Origin of the sequence: Pseudoalteromonas sp. DL-6 (assembly GCF_004328665.1) — a bacterium.
In the GTDB taxonomy this organism is placed as follows: Bacteria; Pseudomonadota; Gammaproteobacteria; order Enterobacterales; family Alteromonadaceae; genus Pseudoalteromonas.
In genome coordinates this window covers 884,266-905,333 of sequence record NZ_CP019770.1, presented here as the reverse complement: position 1 = coordinate 905,333, position 21,068 = coordinate 884,266, and the positions used below count along the sequence as shown (strand labels likewise).

Sequence of the window (21,068 nt, the reverse complement as noted above, 5' to 3'; positions counted from 1 at the left end):
AATTAACTCGGTTCATTGATCAGATAAGATCAGTTTAGCGCCACTAATTGTGGCGCAATTGTTTGATAATCTACCGCCATGGCAATGCTCAAAGCGGTAATATTAATAATTGAAAACGCAAACACTTGGCGTGCCCAACGGGTGGTGTCTATGTTGTAGCGATACCCTCTAAGTGCCATGAGTAACCACCAAAAACTGGTAATACAGGCAACGGCCATAAAGGCAGCACCGGTATAACCACTAATTGGCAATAGCATCACCACTAAAGCATATACGGCAATATAAAGCACAATATGGCGCTTAGCTTTATTAACACCTTGTGCCACGGGCAATACTGGAATATTAGCGGCTTGGTAATCTTTAAAGCGAAAAATAGCAATTGCATATGAGTGCGGCATTTGCCACAAACTAAACATCACCAGCAGTATTAATGCGCCCATATCGAACACACCCGTAACGGCGCAATAGCCAACAACAGGTGGAACTGCGCCCGACAGACTACCAATAAAGGTGCCGTAAACAGAGTTGCGTTTCATGTAGAGGCTGTAAACCCCTACATAGATGACATAGCCAAAGGCGGCAAAAAATACCGCCGCTTGAGTGGTAAAGGCGATTAATAAGCCAAAGCCAATTAACCCTAATAACACGCCATGGCTTAAAGCGGCTTTTGCAGACATTTCGCCCGTTACAGTCACACGCGAGCGAGTGCGCGCCATGGCAACATCAATGTCTCTATCAATAACATTGTTTATGGCACATCCCGATGCAACAACAAGCGATAAACCAACCAAGGTAACCAACATTAACCATGAGTCTATATCACCGCGGGCGGCGAGTAAAAAACCACCGGCAACGCTGATTAAATTCCCCATAATAATACCTGGCTTAGTAACAGCTAAATAACGACGAAACATCTGAAACCTCTAGTACATCATCATTGCGTTTGATTCATAAATGATCCAAACAGACAGTCCAACCACCATGACGATGATCAACGCGCTAAACAAGAAGGTAAAGGTATTCGCTTTACCTTCATCAGTGGTGAAATTAAGGTGTAAAAAGTATTTTAAATGCACCCAAATTTGCACGATTGCTAAAGTAACAATACTCCAAAGCGTGGTGACCTTTGAAAAGTCACCCTCCATCACCATCCAAAATGGAATGGCCGTTAAAATCACTGACAATACAAAGCCAATCAGGTATGTTTTAACACTACCATGTGACTGATCATGATGTTGGCTTTGCATTTGCTCTAAAGCATGTGTTTCGCTATGGCTCATTACATTGCCCCCATTAAATAAACAACGGTAAATACACAAATCCACACAATATCTAAAAAGTGCCAAAATAAGCTTAAGCAACTTAAGCGCGTGACGGTTTGTTTACCTAAACCGCGCTTAATCACCTCAATCATCATTATGCTCATCCAGATAAGGCCTGCAGTTACATGTAAACCATGTAAACCCACTAATGAGAAAAACGATGTTAAAAAAGCACTTTGCTGTGGACCATTGCCATGAACAATTAAATGATGAAACTCATAAATTTCCATACCAATAAACACCGCGCCTAAACAAAAAGTGACCGCGAGCCAACCAAGCGTCAGCGCCTTTTTTTGCCCTTGAGCGGCAATCATGGCAAAACCAAAAGTAATACTACTTATAAGTAGCGCCGCAGTTTCAACGGCAACAAAATCAAGCTCAAAAATATCTTTGCCCGATACACCGCCTGCAGTGTTCATATAAAGCACTGCGTAGGTTGCAAAAAATGAGGCAAATAAAAGGCAATCGGTCATTAAATAAAGCCAAAAGCCAAAGATTGTATCGCCTGAGGTATCGTGATGTTCATGCGTATGACTTACGCTATGAGGCTCTAAATTTACATGGCCTTGAGTTGCAGATAACGTACTCATGCGCTTACCTCCTTCGTGTTACTGGCAATATGCGCGCCTTCAATTTGTAATATTTCATCGTTTTGCACGTAGTAATCTACATCACTGGTATAAGCACGGTTAATAAACAGCGCAATCGCGCCAATAAAACCAAGCCCTGCTAGCCACCAAATATGCCAGATCATGGCAAAACAAAACGCCGTTAAACTCGCAGCAATAAGCACACCCGATGCGGTATTTTTTGGCATATGAATTGGGCTATAGCTAGATTTACCTTGATAAGCTAAGCCTTTTTCTTTCATGTCAGTCCATGTATCAATATCATCAACATGCGGGATTTCAGCAAAGTTATAGTATTGCGGTGGTGATGACGTTGACCATTCAAGGGTGTGACCGTTCCAAGGATCGCCAGTGGTATCATCAAGCGCTTCGCGGTTTTTAAAGCTCACATATAGCTGAATAATTTGGCAAATAATACCGAACATAATAATCACGGCACCCACTGCAGCAATATAAAGCCAGATATTCCAATCAGGATTATTAGAGTGGTTTAAGCGACGCGTCATGCCTAAAAAGCCGAGTACGTACAATGGCATAAAGGCTACGAAGAAACCGATTAACCAACACCAAAATGACGCTTTACCCCAACGCTCATCAAGCTTAAAGCCCATTGCTTTTGGAAACCAAAAAACAAAACCCGCTAAGTAGCCAAATACTGCGCCACCAATAATGGTGTTATGAAAATGAGCGATTAAGAATAAGCTGTTATGCAATACATAATCGGCACTAGGGATTGCCAGTAATACCCCCGTCATACCACCAATACTGAAGGTAACCATAAAACCAAGCGTCCAAAGTACCGGTACAGTAATGCGCAAACGGCCACGGTAAATAGTAAACAACCAACTAAATAACTTAACCCCAGTAGGCACAGCTATGACCATGGTCATCACCCCAAAGAAGGCATTTACATTCGCGCTTGACCCCATAGTAAAGAAGTGGTGTAACCATACAATAAAGCCAAGAATAGAAATGGCACCGCTGGCATATACCATCGATTTATAACCAAATAAGCGTTTACCAGTGAAGGTCGATACTATTTCAGAGAAGATACCAAAAGCTGGTAATACTAAAATGTATACCTCTGGGTGACCCCATGCCCAAAACAGGTTGATATACATCATGGCGTTACCGCCGGCTTCATTAGTGAAGAAGTGGAAATCTAAATAACGGTCTAGCGTTAGCATGGCCAGCACGGCAGTTAAAATTGGAAATGATGCCGCAATTAAGATGTTTGCCCAGGTACATGCCCATGTGAAAATTGGCATTTTCATCAGTGTCATACCAGGGGCACGCATTTTAAATACTGTCACTAGGAAGTTAACAGCGGTTAATAGCGTACCGAGCCCCGATATTTGCAAGGCCCAAATATAATAATCGACCCCCACCCCAGGGCTAAAGGTCAACTCCGACAACGGTGGGTAAGCAACCCAGCCTGTTTTAGCAAACTCACCAAATATAAGTGATAGATTTATTAAAATGGCGCCACTGGCAGTAAACCAAAAACTTAAATTATTTAAAAATGGAAAAGCCACATCGCGAGCACCAATTTGCAGTGGAACAACAATATTCATTAAACCAATCATAAATGGCATTGCCATAAAGATGATCATAATAACGCCATGGGCGGTGAATATTTGGTCATAATGTTCTGGCGGCAGGTAACCTGGTGCACCACTGGTAGCAAGCGCTAACTGCGCACGCATCATAATGGCATCAGAAAAACCACGAAACAGCATGATTAGCGCTAATAAAATGTACATGACGCCTAAGCGTTTATGATCAACCGAGGTGATCCAGTCGCGCCAAAGCACACCCCATTTTTTATATTTTGTTATTAGTCCGGCTATAATAAGCCCGACAATAGCAATCACCGCCATGGTAACCATGATAATAGGTTCATGAAACGGAATTGCATCTATAGATAATTTACCTAAAAACGACATGATTATTCCTCGCCCTGGCCGTGTGATGATGGCATTGAATGATTACCCATTGCCTGATGCTCATTACTCATCTGCTGATGTTTACCCATCGAGTGATGTTTTTTGTTCATATCGCCATGCGCCTGCATGTATTTCATCACTATGGTATGAAATAAACCGTCATCAACCTTGCCATAATAAGCGACGGGATTGTTTTCACTCGCTTTGGCAAGCTCAACATAATTGGCATGAGTAAGGCTATTAGCGTTGGTTTTAACCTGTTCAACCCACTGGCTAAAGTCAGCTTTTGTTGGTGTTGCGATGGCATTAAATTTCATACCAGTAAAACCCGCACCACTGTAATTAGCCGAAAAGCCTTTAAACGTGCCTGGCTCATTAGCGATTAAATGCAGCTTAGTTTCCATGCCCGCCATTGAGTAAATTTGACTACCTAACTGGGGAATGAAAAACGAGTTCATGGTACTTTCTGACGTGATTTTGTATTCAACCGGAACATTAGCAGGAAATACCAATTCGTTTACCGTAGCAATACCTTGCTCAGGGTAAATAAATAACCACTTCCAATTAAGTGACACCACTTCAACAGTTAAGTGTTCACCTTTACCCTCTATCGGTTTATAAGGGTCAAGCTCTTGAGTTGACTGCCAGGTGATCACACCTAAAATAACAACAATAACAATAGGAACCGCCCATACAACAGCCTCAATCTTATTAGAGTGAGCCCATTTTGGTGCGTAAATTTCATGGTTTTGTGTGTCTCTGTATTTCCAAGCAAAATATAAAGTCATCACAATAACGGGGATCACAACTAACAACATAAGCACAGTGGCGATGATGATCAGATTTTTCTCATCAATACCTATCTGCCCTTTTGGGTCGAGTACCCCGCCATTACAGCCTGATAAAATCAGCGCCATACTAGCTAAAGCAATATTAAAAAGGTTACGAATTAACAAGGGACTATCCTAAAACCTAAAGAGTTTTTATTAGCTGCCAAAAATATTTAGCAACGATATTTGATAAAAACCCAAGTTAATTAAGATTGAATTACAAATAATGCAGAGCGAATGCAAGCATGAAGTATTGACTACTGGCTTAATAAAAAACACTTAGCAGAACCAACCCAGCTTTTTTAAACACATTAATATAACGCAATAAAAATTAACTTGGGTGAGGTGTGGTTGGCTGAGAGTGAGTAAAAACACTAAGCTACAATGAAAGTAATCGTTATTTACAGCAAGAATAAATAATTAGATACCACAGGTGTAACCTATACCCATAAAAATTAATGGGTAAACAGACAACCTGTAAAGCTAGGTGGAGCACGACAACCATGTGCAGCTTGCACGGGTTGCTGAACTTTAGCCTCGCTAAAAGCAAAGGCTGCTTTACGGAGGATTATTCCAGCACGACGCGCTGGAAACATGTGGAACAATAGCCAACAAAGGCCAATAAGTAACTGACACGATAAGATAGGATGAGCTAAAAATTCGGCAATAGTCAGTAATAATGGCTCTATAAAAAAGCCATCACTGATCAATGCTTCAAGCCTAAAGGCATCCTCGATAGCGCCACTAAGCAACATAACGGCATTAAAAACTAATAATGTTACAGCCACACTCACGCCTCTTTTCGCTTTATTAAAGCGCTCATGCAACACTGACTTACCTAAGGTAAGCAAAGCGCTGGTATGAAACAAAGAAAATGAGTTCAAAAACATTAACCTATTAAAATGACTAATAACAAAATTAGGTATACACCGTGGCAACAAAAACAAGTTGCAGCCGTAAAGCCTTATACAGTGACATGAAATACAGTCTCAACGCATTAGCACTATTTTGCTAAGCTAGATTTGATCCGCATCAATAGAACTTTCAAAACTTACTGAAAGTTCGGGCATGAGTATAACAAAGAGAGTTTTCTGTTCAAGATAAAAACACGATTATTTTATCAGCTGGTGATTTATTTATGGCGATATAAATAAAAAACCTCCCGTAGTGAGCTACGAGAGGTTTTTTGTTTAAACAGAAATAAATCTATTTAAAGAATTTGGTTTTCTTTCCATACTTGCTCTTTGGCTAGACGCTTTTTGCGTTTATCGCATGGATCATCGCAATCACATGCTTTATCAATACCTACAGAGCCTAAGCCTCCGCAGCTACTCGCCATCGATTTTCTTTGAACTATCATGCCTATCGCCATCGCAGCGACAATTAAAATAAGTAAGCCAAAGGTTAGAAAAAAAAGTGACATTGCTTAGCCCCTATTGTTCAGCAATAAAATGAGCTCAAATACGCTATTTGAGCTCCTTACATTATATACCCTCATGCTAAGGATATAAACCTAAAGACTATAAATAAGGCTTAAACGCAGGACTTGAATAAGTGACTAAACCCTGTGCCGATTTAGCAATTAAATACACTGGCAAATCATGCTGCTGCGCATACTGTTGTGCTTTTTCCATACCCATAACCGTTAAAGCAGTCGCTAAACCATCGGCCGTCATGGCGCTAGGGTGTAAAACTGTGACAGAAACTAAGTCATGCTTAATTGGCATCCCTGTCATAGGATCAATAAGGTGAGTATAGGTTTCACCATCCATAGTATAAAAGATTCGATAATCACCCGAGGTGGCAATACCATTATTACCTGGTGCAAGTACACGGTGTACTTTTCGCTCACCTGGGTTTGCATCAGGTTGTTCAATGGCTATTCGCCATGCTTGATTGTCTGGTTTTGTACCAGCAATACGTAACTCCCCGCCAATCTCAACCATGTAATCTGTAATGCCTTTGCTTTGTAATAGCTCTGCCACTTTATCAATACCATAGCCTTTTGCTGTAGCTGAAAACGACAACTCTAAATCAGCCATCGTTTTTGCTAAGCCTTGCTCGTTAAGGACCAGCTTATCTATACCAATGTTATTGATCATATTTGCCAGGGCTTCATCCGTTGGGCGCTTTGTTGGTTTTTTATCCGGGCCAAATCCCCATAAATCTATTAACGGCCCCATAGTCACATCTAGGGTCTTAGTTGAATTACCTATACGCATAGATTCACTAATAACAGCCCTGAAGTCATCACTGATTGGCATTACTTCGTTGGCATCTAAACGGTTAAAGGTGTTTATTTCTGAATCTTCGATATAGGTCGACATAGACTGGTTGATATCAACTAAAATCGCATCGATTTCTGCTTGTACTGCTTGAGGGTCAACTTGCTCAGCGTAAAACTTAATGTGGTAAGTTGTCCCCATCGTTTTACCTTCTAAGTAGGTTTCCTCTGGGACTGATTTTCCACACCCAGATAACAGCAAAGTCAGCGTGATTATAAATAAGGCGATTATGCCCTGGGGAGTATTTACTTTGTTCATAACAACCCTACTTAATAGGTTAAAAATTAATATAAAAAAGCCTCGTCACATAAAATGCGACGAGGCTGGTATTTTAACTAAATTTAATCAGTTTGGGTATTAGCCACCGAAATCATCTAGTAAGATGTTTTCTTCTTCTACGCCTAAATCTTTAAGCATAGTGATAACAGCCGCATTCATCATTGGAGGACCACACATGTAGAACTCACAATCTTCAGGCGCTTCGTGATCTTTAAGATAGTTCTCAAATAACACGTTATGGATAAAGCCAGTGTAGCCTTCCCAGTTATCTTCTGGTTGCGGATCTGAAAGCGCTGTGTGCCAAACGAAGTTTTCGTTTTGCTCAGCTAGGCCGTCAAAATCTTCAACATAGAACATTTCACGTTTAGAACGCGCACCATACCAGAAACTAATTTTACGCTTAGAGTTTAAACGCTTAAGTTGGTCAAAGATATGTGAACGCATTGGTGCCATACCTGCACCACCACCTACGAATACCATTTCAGCGTCTGTGTCTTTAGCGAAGAACTCACCAAATGGACCAGAAATAGTTACTTTATCGCCTTCTTTAAGTGACCAAATGTACGAAGACATTTTACCACATGGTAGGCTTAGGTTTCTTGGCGGCGGCGTAGCGATACGCACGTTAAGCATGATGATGCCTTCTTCTTCTGGATAGTTAGCCATTGAGTAAGCACGAATTGTTTCTTCGTCTACTTTTGACTCCAGATCGAAGAAACCAAAATGGTTCCAATCGCCACGATACTCTTCAGGAATATCGAAATCTGCATATTTAACATGGTGAGCTGGCGCTTCGATTTGGATGTAACCACCCGCACGGAACGGCACTGACTCGCCATCAGGAATTTGTAGCTTAAGTTCTTTAATGAACGTCGCTTTGTTATCGTTAGAGATAACTTCACAATCCCATTTTTTAACACCGAAAATTGACTCTTCAAGTTCAATTTCCATGTCGTTTTTAACATTAACCTGACACGCTAGGCGACAACCTTCACGTGCTTCACCTTTAGAGATGTGGTCAAGTTCAGTTGGCAGAATATCACCGCCGCCTTCTTTAATGTGTACGCGACACTGGCCACAAGAGCCACCGCCACCACATGCAGAAGATACGAAAATACCTGACTCAGATAGTGCACCTAATAGCTTACTACCTGCTGATGTTTTAATGGCTTTGTCTGCATCGCCATTAATGCCGATGATGATATCACCGCTTGCAACTAGCTTAGATTTAGCACCAATGATGATTAAAACTAGTATTACAACGATAGCGATAAAAACACCAACGCCTAAGAAAATATCCATGATTGACCTCGCTATTATTACAGTGAAATACCAGAGAATGACATAAAGCCAAGACCCATCAAGCCAACAGTGATGAAGGTAATACCTAAACCACGTAAACCATCTGGTACGTCTGAATACTTCATTTTCTCACGGATACCTGCAAGTAATGTAATTGCAAGCGCCCAACCCACACCAGCGCCAATACCATAAACAACAGACTCGCCGAAGTTATAGTTACGCTCAACCATGAAGGCTACCGCACCAAAAATTGCACAGTTAACTGTGATTAGTGGTAGGAAAATACCTAATGCGTTGTAAAGCGGTGGGAAGAACTTATCTAATGCCATTTCAAGAATTTGCACTAGTGCTGCAATAACACCAATGAAAGTTAAGAAACGTAAAAAGCTAAGATCTGCTTCTGGGTAACCAAGCCACTCTAGTGAACCCGGTGCTAATACCGCATGGTAAACCAAGTTGTTAACCGGTACTGAAATACCTAATACAACAATAACCGCTACACCTAGGCCAATTGATGTAGTTACTTTTTTAGACACGGCTAAGAAAGTACACATACCTAGGAAGAATGCTAACGCTAAGTTTTCAATAAAAACGGCTTTTACAAATAAACTAATATAATGTTCCACTTATCGCCCCTTACGCTTTAGCTTCTACTTGGTCTTTCTTATAAGTACGAAGTACCCAAATGAATAAACCAATAATGAAGAATGCACTCGGTGGTAAGATCAATAGACCCATAGGTTGGTACCAACCACCATTTTGTACTAATGGAATAATATCAACACCGAACAGTGAACCTTTACCGAATAACTCACGAATAAAGCCAACAGTAAGTAACACTACAGAGTAACCTAAGCCATTACCAATACCATCAAGGAAAGACATTAATGGCGGCGACTTCATTGCATAAGCTTCAGCACGACCCATTACGATACAGTTAGTAATGATTAGACCAACGAATACTGATAACTCTTTTGCCGTAGCGTAAGAGAAAGCTTGTAGTACTTGGTCAACCACGATTACTAATGATGCAATAATCGTCATCTGTACGATGATACGTACTGATGATGGGATATGGTTACGAATAGTCGAGATAAAAAGGCTAGAGAATGCAGTTACCAAGGTCAATGCAATTGACATGATTAATGCATTTTTTAAGCTAGACGTTACCGCTAGCGCAGAACAGATACCAAGTACTTGTAATGCGATTGGGTTGTTAGCGAAAACTGGACCAAATAGGACCGCCTTCATTTCTTTAGTATCAGCCATTAGTTCAATGCTCCTTTACGTACTTTCGCAAGGAAAGGGCCAAAGCCATTTTCGCCAGTCCAAAAATCAACTGCATGGTCAACACCGTTAGACGTTAATGTAGCACCTGAAAGACCATCGATCTTATGCTCATCACCGGCAGCAGTCCCTTTAACGATTTGGATTGGTAACTCTTTACCTTCCCACGTTGCAGTCCACTGTGGGTTTTGAATTTCACCACCTAGACCAGGTGTTTCGTTATGTTTGTAGAAAATGATGTCTTTAACTGTTTCGCCATCGCTTTCAAGCGAGATAAAACCGTACATTAAGCCCCATAAACCATAACCCTGAATAGGAAGGATGATTGCATCAGTAGAGCCATCGTCTTTTTTAGAGATGTAAACAGGTGCACGCTTGGTAATACGTTGAATACCGGCGATGTCCTTAATGCCACTCTCTTTTAAAGATTTGCTTAACTCAGCATCGTATTTGCTTTTTTCAAAGTCAAAGTCTTCTACCGGCTCAGCAAACTCACCACTTTGCATATCAACAAAGCGGGTTTCGATTTTAGCTTCAAACGTTTCGGCAACGTTATCAACTTTGCTAATACCAGCAGCAGCTAAGATATTGCTTTGAATATCTTTTGCTTTATTTGCTTTTTGCAGAGGGCGAAGTTGTACAGATGTTAGCGATACAATAACTGCACACACTAAACATAATGAGACAACAACAGCTAGCGTTTTGCCAATTGATTCGTTATTACTAGACATTACGTGCCAACCTCCGCTTGATATTAGCTTGCACTACAAAGTGATCGAATAAAGGTGCAAACAAGTTAGCAAATAAGATTGCTAACATGATGCCCTCTGGGTATGCAGGGTTAACAACACGGATCATGATAACCATAAAGCCAATAAGCGCACCGTATGCTAATTTACCTTTATCAGTAAATGCAGCAGATACAGGGTCAGTTGCCATAAAGAACATACCGAATGCAAAACCACCTAATACCATGTGCCAGTACCAAGGCATAGCAAACATTGCATTGGTTTCAGAACCAATAGTGTTCAGTATTGATGAGGTTACCACCATACCTAGGAATACACCTAGCACGATACGCCAAGACGCAATGCGCACGTAGATTAGGAATAAGCCACCAATTAGTACAGCTAGCGTAGACGTTTCGCCCATAGAACCTTGAATGAATCCGTAAAACGCATTCCACCAAAGCTCAATATCAGTCGCGTAATTTAACGTACCAGCAAACGCTTGACCAAGCATAGTCGCGCCAGAGAATGAATCTACGGCAGTCCATACTGTGTCACCTGAAATTTGTGCAGGGTATGCGAAGAATAAAAACGCACGACCAGCAAGCGCAGGGTTTAAGAAGTTACGGCCTGTACCACCAAATATTTCTTTTGCGATAACTACACCAAAAGTAATACCTAGCGCAACTTGCCATAAAGGAATCGTTGCAGGCAGAATTAATGCAAACAATACAGACGTTACGAAGAAACCTTCATTAACTTCATGCTTACGCACAGAAGCAAATAACACTTCCCAGAAACCACCAACAATAAAGGTAGTTGCATATATAGGTAGGAAGAAACAGGCTCCGTAGAACATTTTCGCACCCCAGCCTGCATCAACGGTTAATTCACCGCCAAGTAACTGGAATAAACCTACTTGCCAAATATTCGCTAGCTCAAAGCCATTACCAAGTGCAATTGCCGCTTGATGACCAATGTTGAACATACCAAAGAACATGGCAGGGAACGTCGCCATCCACACTAAAATCATCATGCGTTTTAGGTCGATGTTATCACGAACGTGAGTTGAACCTTTATTTACATAACCTGGCGTGTAAAAAATAGTCGCAGCAGCTTCATACAGCGCGTACCATTTTTCATGCTTACCACCTGGTTCAAAATGTGGTTCGATATCTTCTAAGAAAGTTTTTAAGCCCATTTTAGCCTTCCTTCTCGATCGTAGTTAAGCAATCGCGTAGGGCTGCGCCGTACTCGTATTTGCCAGGACAAACGAAGGTGCATAACGCTAAATCTTCTTCATCTAATTCAAGCGCACCTAATGAAATTGCACTGTCTAAATCACGAGACAATAAGTCACGTAATAAAAGCGTTGGCAAAATATCAAGTGGCATAACACGCTCATAGCTTCCAAGTGGAACCATGGCACGTTTTGAACCGCCTGTAGACGTTGTCATTTTAAATAAACGACTCGGTGTAAGGTGAGACAAGAATGTACGCGTTACAGAGAATTTATCACTACCTGGTGCAATCCAGCCAAACAACTCTTTTTCGCGACCTTCAAGTAATACAGATACTTGAACGTGGTAACGACCTAAGAATGCATGAACACCAGACGACGTAGCACCTGCAAGTACAGAACCAGAAATAACACGGTTATCACCGTCTTCTAATTCACCTGCAACTAAGTCATCTAGAGAAGCACCTAATTGTGTTTTCACTAAACGAGGATTCTTAACACGCGGACCTGCAAGCGAAATCACACGGTCTGTGTAAATTTCACCAGTAAGGAAAAGGTGACCATACGCAATAACGTCTTGGTAACCGATATGCCAAACTTGCTTACTAGCAGATACTGGGTCAAGGTGATGGATATGAGTGCCAACAAGGCCAGCTGGGTGCACGCCACCAAACTCATGTACTTCTACTTGAGCGATAGGTGAACTAGGAACTTGGCTGCCTGCTTGCTTACAAACAAATACTTTGCCATCGGTTAAACGTGACACAACAGCCAAACCTGCTTCAAACGCTTTCGCATTTTCAGCAATAATTACTGCAGGATCTGCAGCAAGTGGATTGGTATCGATAGCTGTCACGAAAATAGAGCTAGGATTTGCATCCAACGCCGCTATTTTACTAAATGGGCGAGCACGTAGTGCTGTCCATTGACCCGATTGAACTAGTACTTCTTTAGCTTTTTCACGGTCTAAGCTGTTAAGCTCAGTTTCCGAGAAAGAACCAAAGGTGATTTGCTCACTGCCGTTTACTTCAATAACAACAGATTGCAGAACACGTTTAGCACCGCGATTAATTTCTTTTACTGTACCAGAAGCTGGTGCAGTAAATAATACGCCTGGGTTCTTTTTATCTTCAAAAAGTACCTGGCCTTTTTTGACTTGGTCATCCACACGAACATGCATGGTTGGACGCATACCGATAAACTCTTCACCTAGCACAGCTACACGTTTGACGGCAGAACCATCATGAATAACTTGCTGAGGTGCGCCCTCTAAGGGTAAATCCAGACCTTTTTTTATATTGATCATACGCACTTGCACTACATTAACGGAAAGAAACTGAAAAATCGTACCAACCACGCCGCTATTTGTATTATTGCAAGCTATAAAATGACTCGCTATAGATACCAAACAAGCAGCGCAGTAAAACTCCTCACATATTGCTTTGATTTTAACATTATTGTGACTGACTATGCGAGTGTATTTATGAAAATTATACGAGAGAAACGTTTATTTAGTTTTGTAATTCATAATTAATAAAATACAAGCTAGACCAAAGTGGTAAATAAACCATCAATTAACAAATATTTTTTCAAATCAAAGCTAAAAAACAAAAAAGTCGCACAAGGCGACTTTTAATATAACAACTTGTTCATGGCAATATTTAGTCAATCATATTTGCAATTGGCGCAACAGGGTTTACGTCTTGCTCATAATCAACAGCATCAATACCAAAACCAAACAGGCGTAAAAACTCATTATGGTAGCCAACGTAATCTGTAAGCTCATCAATTGAACTTGTGTCTACACTGTCCCAAATGGTTTGAACGCGAGATTGAACGTCATCTTCCAGTTCTTTATAATTTTGGAATAAATGCCCACCCTCATCAAAACGTGGTGAATCACCGTATAGGTTTTCACTAAATAGTGCATGAATTTGCTCAATAGTGCCCTCGTAAGTGCCATCAGCCTTCATTACTTTAAATAATGCAGAAATGTAAAGCGGCATAATTGGAATTGCCGAGCTTGCTTGAGTAACTACCGCATTAAGTGAAGAAACATAAGCTTCACCGTTTAAATCTTGGGTAGCGGCTTTAATAGCTGCAGTGGCACGGTCTAAATCTTCTTTCGCTTTACCTATGGTTGCATGCCCATATATTGGCCAAGTTAGTTCTTTACCAATGTATGTGTAAGCCGTTGTTTTAAAGTTTTCTGCTAATACATCTGCCTCTTTAAGGGCGTCAATCCACATTTCCCAATCTTCGCCACCCATTACTTTAATGGTGTTGTCGATATCGTCTTGGTTTGCAGCTTCAACGGTTACTTCATCGATTTCACGCTTTGACGTATTTAAGTTTTTAGTGGTTACTGCATTACCAATTGGCTTAAGTGTTGAAGAAAACACTTCGCCTGTATTTGGATCAGTGCGACGAGGTGATGCTAAGCTGTAAATTATACAGTCAACTTTACCTAATTCAGCTTTAATGGTGTCGATTGTTTTTTGTTTGATTTCGTTAGAAAACGCATCACCATTAATATTTTTAGACCATAAGCCTTCAGCTTCAGCGGCTGCTTGAAATGCCGCCGTGTTATACCAACCCGCAGAGCCTGTTTTACGTTCAGTGCCTTCTTTTTCAAAAAATACACCTAATGTTTTAGCGCCACCACCAAATGCAGCAGTAATACGAGATGCAAGGCCATAACCTGTAGACGCACCAATAACTAATACATTTTTAGGCGCATTTTTTAATGCTCCTTGCTGCTTAACATAATTAATTTGTTCTTGAACATGCTCTGCACAGCCAACTGGGTGTGCATTGGTGCAGATAAATCCGCGAATTTTAGGCTTAATGACCATTGATCATCCTATATCTTTTACAATAAAAATTAGCGCTAGTTTAAAGGCTAAAACAAAAAAAACTGATCTGATCAGTTACCAAATGCTCAAACTACCTTCTAGCTACCTGTTATCCAATTTTTGAGCCACCCATACAATTAGGCGATTGCGGTGCCTCACCGTCGTGCTCGGTAAATTCTTCAGGGGTGTAAGTGTGCATAGCAAGTGCGTGAATGTGATTTGCTAACTCATCTTTTAAAATTTCGTTAATTTCACGGTGACGCTGCAATAGTCGCTTACCGGCGAATTCTTCACTGACTACAATCACTTTAAAGTGAGATTCAGTCCCCGCACTGTGCATATGGCTTTCGTTAATAACATTTAAATGCTTACACGCAATGGCATTTGCTAGCTTGTCACGTATTTGTTGTTGCATTGACATAAAAACCATCCTCAAAATTCAGTTATATGGTTACTATAACAACTGCGGCTATAGCATGGCTAATGCTATTTAACTGAAATTATTATTAATATAGCGAAACGTTAAACTGATCCGCGGGTGTTTAAGTGTTGTTTGTTTAGGCAGCGCATGTTGATAATTTTGTTGGCTTTGGCCGCTCATTATTAAACAACTACCACTTTGTAATTTGATGTTAGTAATGCTGTTGCTTACTTTGTGTTTAAGTTTAAATAACCGTTCTGCACCAAGCGACACACACGCTATGGTAGGCTCAGGCCCTAGCTCAGCCTCGTCATCGCTATGCCAACCCATACAATCGTGGCCATCCCGATAATAATTAACCAAAATTGAGTTAAATGGTTGCTGTAGGTGATTTTCTAAACGTGTTCGCATGGCAAGTAATACGTCTGGCCAAGGCTCTAAGTCGAGTTTATGCCCAGAATAACCGTACTCAAGATTTTCTTCGCTGATAAAACATTGTAGCCTAGGTATTGGCCCCGTTTTACCAAACACTGTAATGTTTGGCTGTTGCCAATTTAGGTTTTGCTGCAAATAATAAAATAAATCGAGGCTTTTTTGTGCGCTAAGTACCTTACTTTGATAAGAAAAGCCATTTGGTAACAGTTGGGGGTTGGCGTTTGGCGGTTGCATGTTAGAATTTACCTATCATTTGATTACCGATCATTAAACTATTATGACTACGCAAGCTACGCTCGGCGATAACACTTTTACTCTTGAACGCTTTCCTTTGGATCAAAAAAACCGCAGCTTACAAGCGTGGGATTCAGCAGACGAATACCTTATTGACTATGTTAATGAACACTACCCTGATTGTCGCTCGTTACTGATCTTAAACGACAGTTTTGGTGCACTTAGCTGTTACTTTAGCAAGCAACAATTAACAGTTTGTTCAGTAAACGACTCATATATTAGCCATCAGGCAGCTGCTTATAACTTAGCGGAAAACAAAATCGCGACGACTGCGTTTAGCCAGCTTGATAGTTTATCGGCTCTACCTGAGCAAGTAGACCTAGTGTTGGTAAAAGTACCACGCACGTTGGCTTTTTTACAATATCAGCTATCTGAATTAAGCGAGGTGCTCGCGCCAGATACGCCAGTTATTGGTGCTGCAAAAACTAAAGACGTGCATAACTCTACTATTAAAGCATTTGAAAACTTTATTGGTGAGACGAAAACAAGTCTTGCAGTAAAAAAATCACGTTTAATTATTAGCCAAGCCGCTGGCGGTTATAAAGGCGCAGATTTCCCAGTCAGCTGGCCACTTGAAGGCACTGATTTTACAATAAGCAATCATGCAAATGTGTTTTCGCGTGATTCACTTGATATAGGTGCGCGCTTCTTTTTTAATTATTTGCCACAAACAAATAAAGCCAAAAATATTATAGATTTAGGCTGTGGTAATGGCGTGGTTGGCTTAATGACATTAGCGCGCTGCCCTAATGCTCGTATTAGCTTTGTTGATGAGTCGTATATGGCGGTTGAATCAGCTCGACTCAACATTGAATTAAACATGGAAGACAAGTTTGAACAATGTACCTTTATAGAGAATGATTGTTTAACCGACTTTGAACGTGAAAGTGCCGATATTGTATTGTGTAATCCGCCATTTCACCAAGCACAAGCGGTTACCGACCACATCGCGTGGCAAATGTTTAAACAAGCAAAAGACACATTAAAAGAAGGTGGCGAGCTGCGTATTATTGGTAATCGTCATTTAGATTACCACGACAAACTAAACCGTATGTTTGGTAACTGTACTTTATTAGGCTCTAATAAAAAGTTTGTGGTACTCAGCGCAACTAAAAATAGTGGAACGTTATAAATGAAACTCATAAAGATATTATTGAGCTGTTGTACTTTAGTGGTTTTTTCGGGATGTGCCAATCAGCCTAATCAGCTTATTCTCAATCCTGTGTATAAAAGTGGGCAAATAAGCTCAATCAATAACAGCTTAAACACCAGCGTGATTGATTTACGTGGTGACAGTGCAACCTTAAAGCTTATTGAATCAAGCAAAACAAAAACCATTGCCAGCACGGGTATTACTGAGTCAGTTAAAAGTGCGCTAGACAGTGCGCTTAGTCGCAATGGCGCTAGCATTTCTAATTTAGCGCAATTGCGCTTTGAGTTAGATATTCATGCACTGCAAGCTGTGGTTACAGAAAAGCTAATGAGCCATACCAGTGATGCCAAGATTGAATTTGAAGTACGAGTGATTCGCCCTACAAGTAATTTCAGTAAGCGTTATAGCGGTAATGCTAATTTATCTGGACCACTTGGTCATGATAGGGCAAAAATTGAAGGTCAGCTCAATAAGTTGACTGAGCAGTTAATTACCCGCATTGTATCTGACCCTGAATTAATTGCATTTTTAGAAGGTTAATAATGAAGCAACTTTTTTTAATCTGCGTAAGCTTATTTTTTAGCGTAAATAGTTTAGCGGCACAAGAAGGCCGCTTTGTGCAAAAAGATAATATTTTCCCTCGAGTAGAAATTGTGACATCGTTGGGCAGTATTATGGTTGAGCTAGACCGCTCAAGAGCCCCTATTACGGTCAATAACTTTTTGACTTACGTGTCTGATAAAAGCTATCAAGGCAGTGTGTTTCATCGTGTAGAACGCGATGTAGAAAATGACCGTGACTTTGTAATTCAAGGCGGTGGTTATGATAAAGATTACGATGGCCTGCATGAAAACGACCCTATTTTTAATGAAAGCGGTAACGGCTTAACTAACGATATGTATAGCATTGCTATGGCCTATCAAGATCGAGAACCACACTCAGGAACGCGTCAGTTCTTTTTTAACATGGATGACAATGACCATTTAAACCCTGGACGTGATTGGGGATTTGCAGTGTTTGGCAGTGTTATGGAAGGTTATGAGACGCTCGATAAAATCATGGCTGTAAAAACGGGTTTTAATGACAAAATTGGCTACAACTTTGTCCCTGAAAAACCGGTTGTTATATTAAATATCAAGGTGCTTGAGCAAGTCCCTTTATAACTTTTTATCAGAGCAGCTTTGGCTGCTCTTTCTATGAGCCAATGAGCCCCTATGAATAGCACACTTTCTGTTCGCGAATACTTTTCTTATTTTAAAGATAAACGTTTGATTAATGTTTTTATATTTGGAATGAGCAGTGGTTTTCCGTGGGTGTTAATTGGCTCGGTAATGTCGGCTTGGCTTAAAGATGAAGGTTTGAGTCGCAGCATGATAGGCTTATTTGGCATTGTGTTTGGTGCCTACAGTATCAATTTTTTATGGTCGCCTTTAATAGATCGCACTAAACTGCCCTTTTTGTACAACTGGCTTGGTCAGCGCCGTAGTTGGATCTTATTTTGCCAAAGCTTTATTTTACTTGGCACGTTACTACTTGCAGGGCTTGATCTAAAAGCAAACCTAGCGATTGCCGCCGCACTTTGCTTGCTGATCGCCATAGCCTCTGCAACGCAAGATATTGCTATAGATGCTTTTCGAATAGACACTCTTAGTGAAAATGAATCTCATAAAGCTACCGCAGCCGCCGCAATGGCTACATCAGGTTGGTGGACAGGTTATGCTTTATTAGGGGCTGTGCCCTTTTATATGGCTGATATGCCAAATATTGACTGGCCACAGGTCTATTATTTTTTATCTGCGATTATGCTGTTATTAATTAGCTGTGTGTTTTGGGCTAAAGAACCAAAATCAAACCGTGAAGCTGTTCATGCCGAGCTAGAACGTGTTTACCTTGAAAAGCTCGCAACGACTAAACAAACACCGCTTACAAAAACGCTCGCATGGCTAGGGGTTACCGTGGTTGACCCATTTAAAACCTTTTTTGCTAAAAATGGGGTTAAAACTGCACTAGCACTGCTGGCGTTTATTTTCTTATTTAAAATTGGTGAAGCATTTTTAGCGCGAATGTCGATTGTATTTTATAAAGAAGTCGGCTTTAGCAATACCCAAATAGCAAATTACTCCAAGCTTGGCACAGGTTTAATTACTATCATATTTGCCTTTTTGGGCAGTATTTTTAACCACAAATATGGCATAGTAAAAGGCTTGTTTATTAGTGGTGTAGCCATGGCAGCATCTAACTTAATGTTCTCTTGGATTGCTTTAGCTGGGCCACAAGAACACTTATATGCAATGGCAATTGTGGTTGATGGTTTTACCCAAGCGTGGTCTTTAGTGGCAATGGTTGCTTTTATATCTATGCTGTGTGATAGAGCATTTAGCGCCACTCATTATGCGCTATTGGCATCCTTAGGGAACTTAGGGCGTACGTTATTATCGAGTTACAGCGGCGTGGTTATTGATGATTGGCTGATGGGGAATTGGTCATTATTCTTTGTTTTAACAGCGCTTATGGTGTTACCTTCATTAGTATTTTTATACCTAATAAGACACAAACTATATGCGCTAGAGAAAAATTATCATAAAAATACCTAATGCTTCCCTGCACTAGTGTTGGCTGTAAACGTTAAGCTTAGCTTTGCAATTACAGCCTAAAAGCGTTAATCAGCTTTGATTAAGCTTAATGCTTCATACGGGTCGACTTCTAATGCATTACAATAGCGAACAAACTCAATCACATCTAAGCGACGCTCTTGGTTTTCTATTTTGCCTATAAAAGAATGTGGCGTGCCCAAAATTTGCGCTAAGCTGCGCATTGTGTAGCCTTTTTCATGGCGCTTAGTTTTAAGCCACTTTGTTAACTTTGCATTTTCTTCCGAAGATACGGTTTTACCCATCATATACAACTCCTACTCGTTGTTTAACTGTACATATTGCCAAGTGCTCATCGTCGTCAACACCATAAACTCACTGCCACTAACTAAGGCGCAGTGTAAACGCTTACAATTCAGCCAACAAAAAACTCTCAAATATGTACTAACTCTTTATTATTGTGAAAAATGAAACCTTGCCCGTTTCATTCTTGGATACATTATATACCATTCACCGTTGATCTGAATGATTAATTAGTAATTCTGCGATTAAAGTTTAACAACAAATATTTACCAAGTCTGAATAAGGTTAAATATTTTTATAACTTTTTTGTTTCATTTAAAAATAAGCTGTTTATTATTAGGGTTTATTGTCCCTAGCTAATAGAGATTAAATCATGTTTAGACTACTCTTTTTACTGCCTATTATTTTATGCTTGGGGTGGTACTTTTTTTTGCGTCATTATGCAATTCCATTAAAGCAGGGTAAAAAAGGCTTTATCTATATTTTAGCCTTCTCAGCGTTTGTACTTGGTTTTTTTGTGTTGATGATGCAAATAACAGAATACAGCCCAACTGAGTTATAATTACTACAGACATAAAAAAACCGCTAATTAAGCGGTTTTTTTGAATAACGATATTTTTATACGCTAAAACTAGCGCCACAGCCACATGTGGTGGTCGCATTAGGATTAGAGACAAAAAAGCGTGCCCCTTCTAATCCTTCGGTGTAGTCAACTTCACCATCAACTAAATACTGGATACTCATAGGGTCAATGACTAAGGTAACCCCGTTTTTAACAATTTCTAAATCGCCAGGATTCGCTTTTTCATCAAAAGTAAAACCGTATTGAAAACCTGAACACCCACCGCCTGTGACATAAACACGCAGTTTTAGATCTGGGTTTTCTTCTTCGTCGATTAACTGTTTAACACGCACAGCGGCTGCGTCGCTAAACTTAATGGGTAATTCTTCAGACATCTTATAACCCTCAATACCTTAATACTAATGCGCGAGATTATCTAATACCTGAGTGTTTTAATCAAGTATAGTTAATCCTGCTTCTACGCTCCAATGCTAACATGGCTTGTTTAGCTCACTCTGTGAATAGGTGCAGTATAAATTAAATTTAAATTAATCTGTTGTTAAAAATCTCAAGGACTTCCCTAGACTATTTTGATAAACTTGACGC

24 protein-coding genes are annotated in these 21,068 nt (G+C 40.3%); 5 read left to right on the top strand and 19 right to left on the bottom strand.

The features are described 5' to 3' along the window. Positions 1-29: 29 nt before the first annotated feature. The 17 genes from cyoE to B1F84_RS04105 all read right to left on the bottom strand — a co-directional run bounded on the left by cyoE (position 30) and on the right by B1F84_RS04105 (position 15,793). Positions 30-914, bottom strand: coding sequence for a heme o synthase (gene cyoE / locus B1F84_RS04185; RefSeq protein WP_131690659.1), 885 nt, complete (start codon positions 912-914; stop codon positions 30-32). Positions 915-923: 9 nt separating this feature from the next. Next, entirely contained in the window at positions 924-1,280 is a 357-nt protein-coding gene (gene cyoD, locus B1F84_RS04180) for a cytochrome o ubiquinol oxidase subunit IV (RefSeq protein ID WP_008111918.1), read from the bottom strand. Further along, entirely contained in the window at positions 1,280-1,912 is a 633-nt protein-coding gene (gene cyoC, locus B1F84_RS04175; RefSeq protein WP_008111916.1) for a cytochrome o ubiquinol oxidase subunit III, read from the bottom strand. Before cyoC ends, cyoD begins: the two co-directional genes overlap by 1 nt. Then, the gene (gene cyoB / locus B1F84_RS04170; RefSeq protein WP_131690658.1) at positions 1,909-3,897 is read right to left on the bottom strand and encodes a cytochrome o ubiquinol oxidase subunit I; all 1,989 of its coding nucleotides are present in this window, start codon (positions 3,895-3,897) and stop codon (positions 1,909-1,911) included. Before cyoB ends, cyoC begins: the two co-directional genes overlap by 4 nt. Before the next feature lie 2 nt (positions 3,898-3,899). Next, positions 3,900-4,853 (bottom strand): ubiquinol oxidase subunit II, encoded by a 954-nt coding sequence (gene cyoA / locus B1F84_RS04165; protein ID WP_076919993.1) that lies wholly within the window; start codon positions 4,851-4,853, stop codon positions 3,900-3,902. Positions 4,854-5,182: 329 nt separating this feature from the next. After that, complete coding sequence (locus tag B1F84_RS04160; RefSeq protein ID WP_010391099.1) at positions 5,183-5,611, bottom strand: hypothetical protein; 429 nt, start codon at positions 5,609-5,611, stop codon at positions 5,183-5,185. Between the two features lie 326 nt (positions 5,612-5,937). Then, positions 5,938-6,150, bottom strand: a complete 213-nt coding sequence (gene nqrM / locus B1F84_RS04155; protein ID WP_010391098.1) for a (Na+)-NQR maturation NqrM — start codon at positions 6,148-6,150, stop codon at positions 5,938-5,940. 97 nt (positions 6,151-6,247) lie between these two features. After that, positions 6,248-7,270 carry an FAD:protein FMN transferase gene (locus B1F84_RS04150; protein WP_131690657.1) on the bottom strand — a complete coding sequence of 341 codons (1,023 nt, stop codon included), beginning with the start codon at positions 7,268-7,270 and terminating at the stop codon, positions 6,248-6,250. Between the two features lie 99 nt (positions 7,271-7,369). Beyond that, on the bottom strand, positions 7,370-8,593 hold the full coding sequence (gene nqrF / locus B1F84_RS04145; RefSeq protein WP_008111899.1) for an NADH:ubiquinone reductase (Na(+)-transporting) subunit F: 1,224 nt from the start codon (positions 8,591-8,593) through the stop codon (positions 7,370-7,372). A 17-nt stretch (positions 8,594-8,610) separates the two neighbouring features. Next, positions 8,611-9,219, bottom strand: a complete 609-nt coding sequence (gene nqrE / locus B1F84_RS04140) for an NADH:ubiquinone reductase (Na(+)-transporting) subunit E (protein ID WP_006791490.1) — start codon at positions 9,217-9,219, stop codon at positions 8,611-8,613. 10 nt (positions 9,220-9,229) lie between these two features. Next, positions 9,230-9,862 (bottom strand): NADH:ubiquinone reductase (Na(+)-transporting) subunit D, encoded by a 633-nt coding sequence (locus B1F84_RS04135; protein WP_006791491.1) that lies wholly within the window; start codon positions 9,860-9,862, stop codon positions 9,230-9,232. Further along, complete coding sequence (locus B1F84_RS04130) at positions 9,862-10,611, bottom strand: Na(+)-translocating NADH-quinone reductase subunit C (protein WP_076919991.1); 750 nt, start codon at positions 10,609-10,611, stop codon at positions 9,862-9,864. The genes B1F84_RS04135 and B1F84_RS04130 overlap by 1 nt, the downstream gene beginning before the upstream one ends. Next, on the bottom strand, positions 10,604-11,809 hold the full coding sequence (locus B1F84_RS04125) for an NADH:ubiquinone reductase (Na(+)-transporting) subunit B (RefSeq protein ID WP_008111893.1): 1,206 nt from the start codon (positions 11,807-11,809) through the stop codon (positions 10,604-10,606). Before B1F84_RS04125 ends, B1F84_RS04130 begins: the two co-directional genes overlap by 8 nt. A gap of 1 nt (position 11,810) precedes the next feature. Continuing rightward, on the bottom strand, positions 11,811-13,154 hold the full coding sequence (locus tag B1F84_RS04120; RefSeq protein ID WP_076919990.1) for a Na(+)-translocating NADH-quinone reductase subunit A: 1,344 nt from the start codon (positions 13,152-13,154) through the stop codon (positions 11,811-11,813). Positions 13,155-13,509: 355 nt separating this feature from the next. Continuing rightward, on the bottom strand, positions 13,510-14,703 hold the full coding sequence (gene fabV, locus B1F84_RS04115; RefSeq protein WP_131690656.1) for an enoyl-ACP reductase FabV: 1,194 nt from the start codon (positions 14,701-14,703) through the stop codon (positions 13,510-13,512). Positions 14,704-14,812: 109 nt separating this feature from the next. After that, positions 14,813-15,124: a BolA/IbaG family iron-sulfur metabolism protein gene (locus B1F84_RS04110; RefSeq protein WP_131690655.1), complete on the bottom strand. Its 312-nt coding sequence runs from the start codon at positions 15,122-15,124 to the stop codon at positions 14,813-14,815. A 69-nt stretch (positions 15,125-15,193) separates the two neighbouring features. After that, positions 15,194-15,793 carry an alpha-ketoglutarate-dependent dioxygenase AlkB gene (locus B1F84_RS04105; protein ID WP_131690654.1) on the bottom strand — a complete coding sequence of 200 codons (600 nt, stop codon included), beginning with the start codon at positions 15,791-15,793 and terminating at the stop codon, positions 15,194-15,196. A 43-nt stretch (positions 15,794-15,836) separates the two neighbouring features. Here B1F84_RS04105 and B1F84_RS04100 point away from each other — a divergent pair, with 43 nt between their 5' ends. From B1F84_RS04100 to B1F84_RS04085, 4 genes are read left to right on the top strand one after another with little or no spacing between them, the layout of a single operon-like run. Further along, positions 15,837-16,985 carry a methyltransferase gene (locus B1F84_RS04100; protein WP_131690653.1) on the top strand — a complete coding sequence of 383 codons (1,149 nt, stop codon included), beginning with the start codon at positions 15,837-15,839 and terminating at the stop codon, positions 16,983-16,985. Further along, complete coding sequence (locus B1F84_RS04095; protein ID WP_008111881.1) at positions 16,986-17,546, top strand: YajG family lipoprotein; 561 nt, start codon at positions 16,986-16,988, stop codon at positions 17,544-17,546. 2 nt (positions 17,547-17,548) lie between these two features. Further along, entirely contained in the window at positions 17,549-18,169 is a 621-nt protein-coding gene (locus B1F84_RS04090; protein ID WP_131690652.1) for a peptidylprolyl isomerase, read from the top strand. 51 nt (positions 18,170-18,220) lie between these two features. Continuing rightward, positions 18,221-19,600: an MFS transporter gene (locus tag B1F84_RS04085; RefSeq protein ID WP_131690651.1), complete on the top strand. Its 1,380-nt coding sequence runs from the start codon at positions 18,221-18,223 to the stop codon at positions 19,598-19,600. Between the two features lie 65 nt (positions 19,601-19,665). On the opposite strand, the gene B1F84_RS04080 is transcribed toward B1F84_RS04085, so the two are convergent. Beyond that, positions 19,666-19,905, bottom strand: coding sequence for a helix-turn-helix transcriptional regulator (locus tag B1F84_RS04080; RefSeq protein WP_008111877.1), 240 nt, complete (start codon positions 19,903-19,905; stop codon positions 19,666-19,668). Positions 19,906-20,273: 368 nt separating this feature from the next. Between B1F84_RS04080 and B1F84_RS04075 the strand changes: the two genes are divergently transcribed. Beyond that, positions 20,274-20,462, top strand: a complete 189-nt coding sequence (locus B1F84_RS04075) for a hypothetical protein (protein ID WP_010391080.1) — start codon at positions 20,274-20,276, stop codon at positions 20,460-20,462. A 56-nt stretch (positions 20,463-20,518) separates the two neighbouring features. Here the strand turns inward: B1F84_RS04075 and erpA are convergent, their stop codons facing one another. Further along, entirely contained in the window at positions 20,519-20,857 is a 339-nt protein-coding gene (gene erpA, locus B1F84_RS04070) for an iron-sulfur cluster insertion protein ErpA (protein ID WP_002958911.1), read from the bottom strand. Positions 20,858-21,068 lie beyond the last annotated feature (211 nt).

Bases quoted from the DNA above. Each gene is read 5' to 3' on its own strand.
- B1F84_RS04120 (WP_076919990.1), bottom strand. From the start codon at position 13,154: ATGATCAATATAAAAAAAGGTCTGGATTTACCCTTAGAGGGCGCACCT.
- B1F84_RS04075 (WP_010391080.1), top strand. From the start codon at position 20,274: ATGTTTAGACTACTCTTTTTACTGCCTATTATTTTATGCTTGGGGTGG.
- B1F84_RS04150 (WP_131690657.1), bottom strand. From the start codon at position 7,270: ATGAACAAAGTAAATACTCCCCAGGGCATAATCGCCTTATTTATAATC.
- B1F84_RS04100 (WP_131690653.1), top strand. From the start codon at position 15,837: ATGACTACGCAAGCTACGCTCGGCGATAACACTTTTACTCTTGAACGC.
- B1F84_RS04080 (WP_008111877.1), bottom strand. From the start codon at position 19,905: ATGATGGGTAAAACCGTATCTTCGGAAGAAAATGCAAAGTTAACAAAG.
- B1F84_RS04095 (WP_008111881.1), top strand. From the start codon at position 16,986: ATGAAACTCATAAAGATATTATTGAGCTGTTGTACTTTAGTGGTTTTT.
- B1F84_RS04135 (WP_006791491.1), bottom strand. From the start codon at position 9,862: ATGGCTGATACTAAAGAAATGAAGGCGGTCCTATTTGGTCCAGTTTTC.
- B1F84_RS04090 (WP_131690652.1), top strand. From the start codon at position 17,549: ATGAAGCAACTTTTTTTAATCTGCGTAAGCTTATTTTTTAGCGTAAAT.
- fabV (WP_131690656.1), bottom strand. From the start codon at position 14,703: ATGGTCATTAAGCCTAAAATTCGCGGATTTATCTGCACCAATGCACAC.
- B1F84_RS04130 (WP_076919991.1), bottom strand. From the start codon at position 10,611: ATGTCTAGTAATAACGAATCAATTGGCAAAACGCTAGCTGTTGTTGTC.
- B1F84_RS04105 (WP_131690654.1), bottom strand. From the start codon at position 15,793: ATGCAACCGCCAAACGCCAACCCCCAACTGTTACCAAATGGCTTTTCT.
- cyoD (WP_008111918.1), bottom strand. From the start codon at position 1,280: ATGAGCCATAGCGAAACACATGCTTTAGAGCAAATGCAAAGCCAACAT.
- erpA (WP_002958911.1), bottom strand. From the start codon at position 20,857: ATGTCTGAAGAATTACCCATTAAGTTTAGCGACGCAGCCGCTGTGCGT.
- B1F84_RS04085 (WP_131690651.1), top strand. From the start codon at position 18,221: ATGAATAGCACACTTTCTGTTCGCGAATACTTTTCTTATTTTAAAGAT.
- cyoB (WP_131690658.1), bottom strand. From the start codon at position 3,897: ATGTCGTTTTTAGGTAAATTATCTATAGATGCAATTCCGTTTCATGAA.
- B1F84_RS04110 (WP_131690655.1), bottom strand. From the start codon at position 15,124: ATGTCAATGCAACAACAAATACGTGACAAGCTAGCAAATGCCATTGCG.
- B1F84_RS04125 (WP_008111893.1), bottom strand. From the start codon at position 11,809: ATGGGCTTAAAAACTTTCTTAGAAGATATCGAACCACATTTTGAACCA.
- cyoC (WP_008111916.1), bottom strand. From the start codon at position 1,912: ATGAGTACGTTATCTGCAACTCAAGGCCATGTAAATTTAGAGCCTCAT.
- nqrF (WP_008111899.1), bottom strand. From the start codon at position 8,593: ATGGATATTTTCTTAGGCGTTGGTGTTTTTATCGCTATCGTTGTAATA.
- cyoE (WP_131690659.1), bottom strand. From the start codon at position 914: ATGTTTCGTCGTTATTTAGCTGTTACTAAGCCAGGTATTATTATGGGG.
- nqrM (WP_010391098.1), bottom strand. From the start codon at position 6,150: ATGTCACTTTTTTTTCTAACCTTTGGCTTACTTATTTTAATTGTCGCT.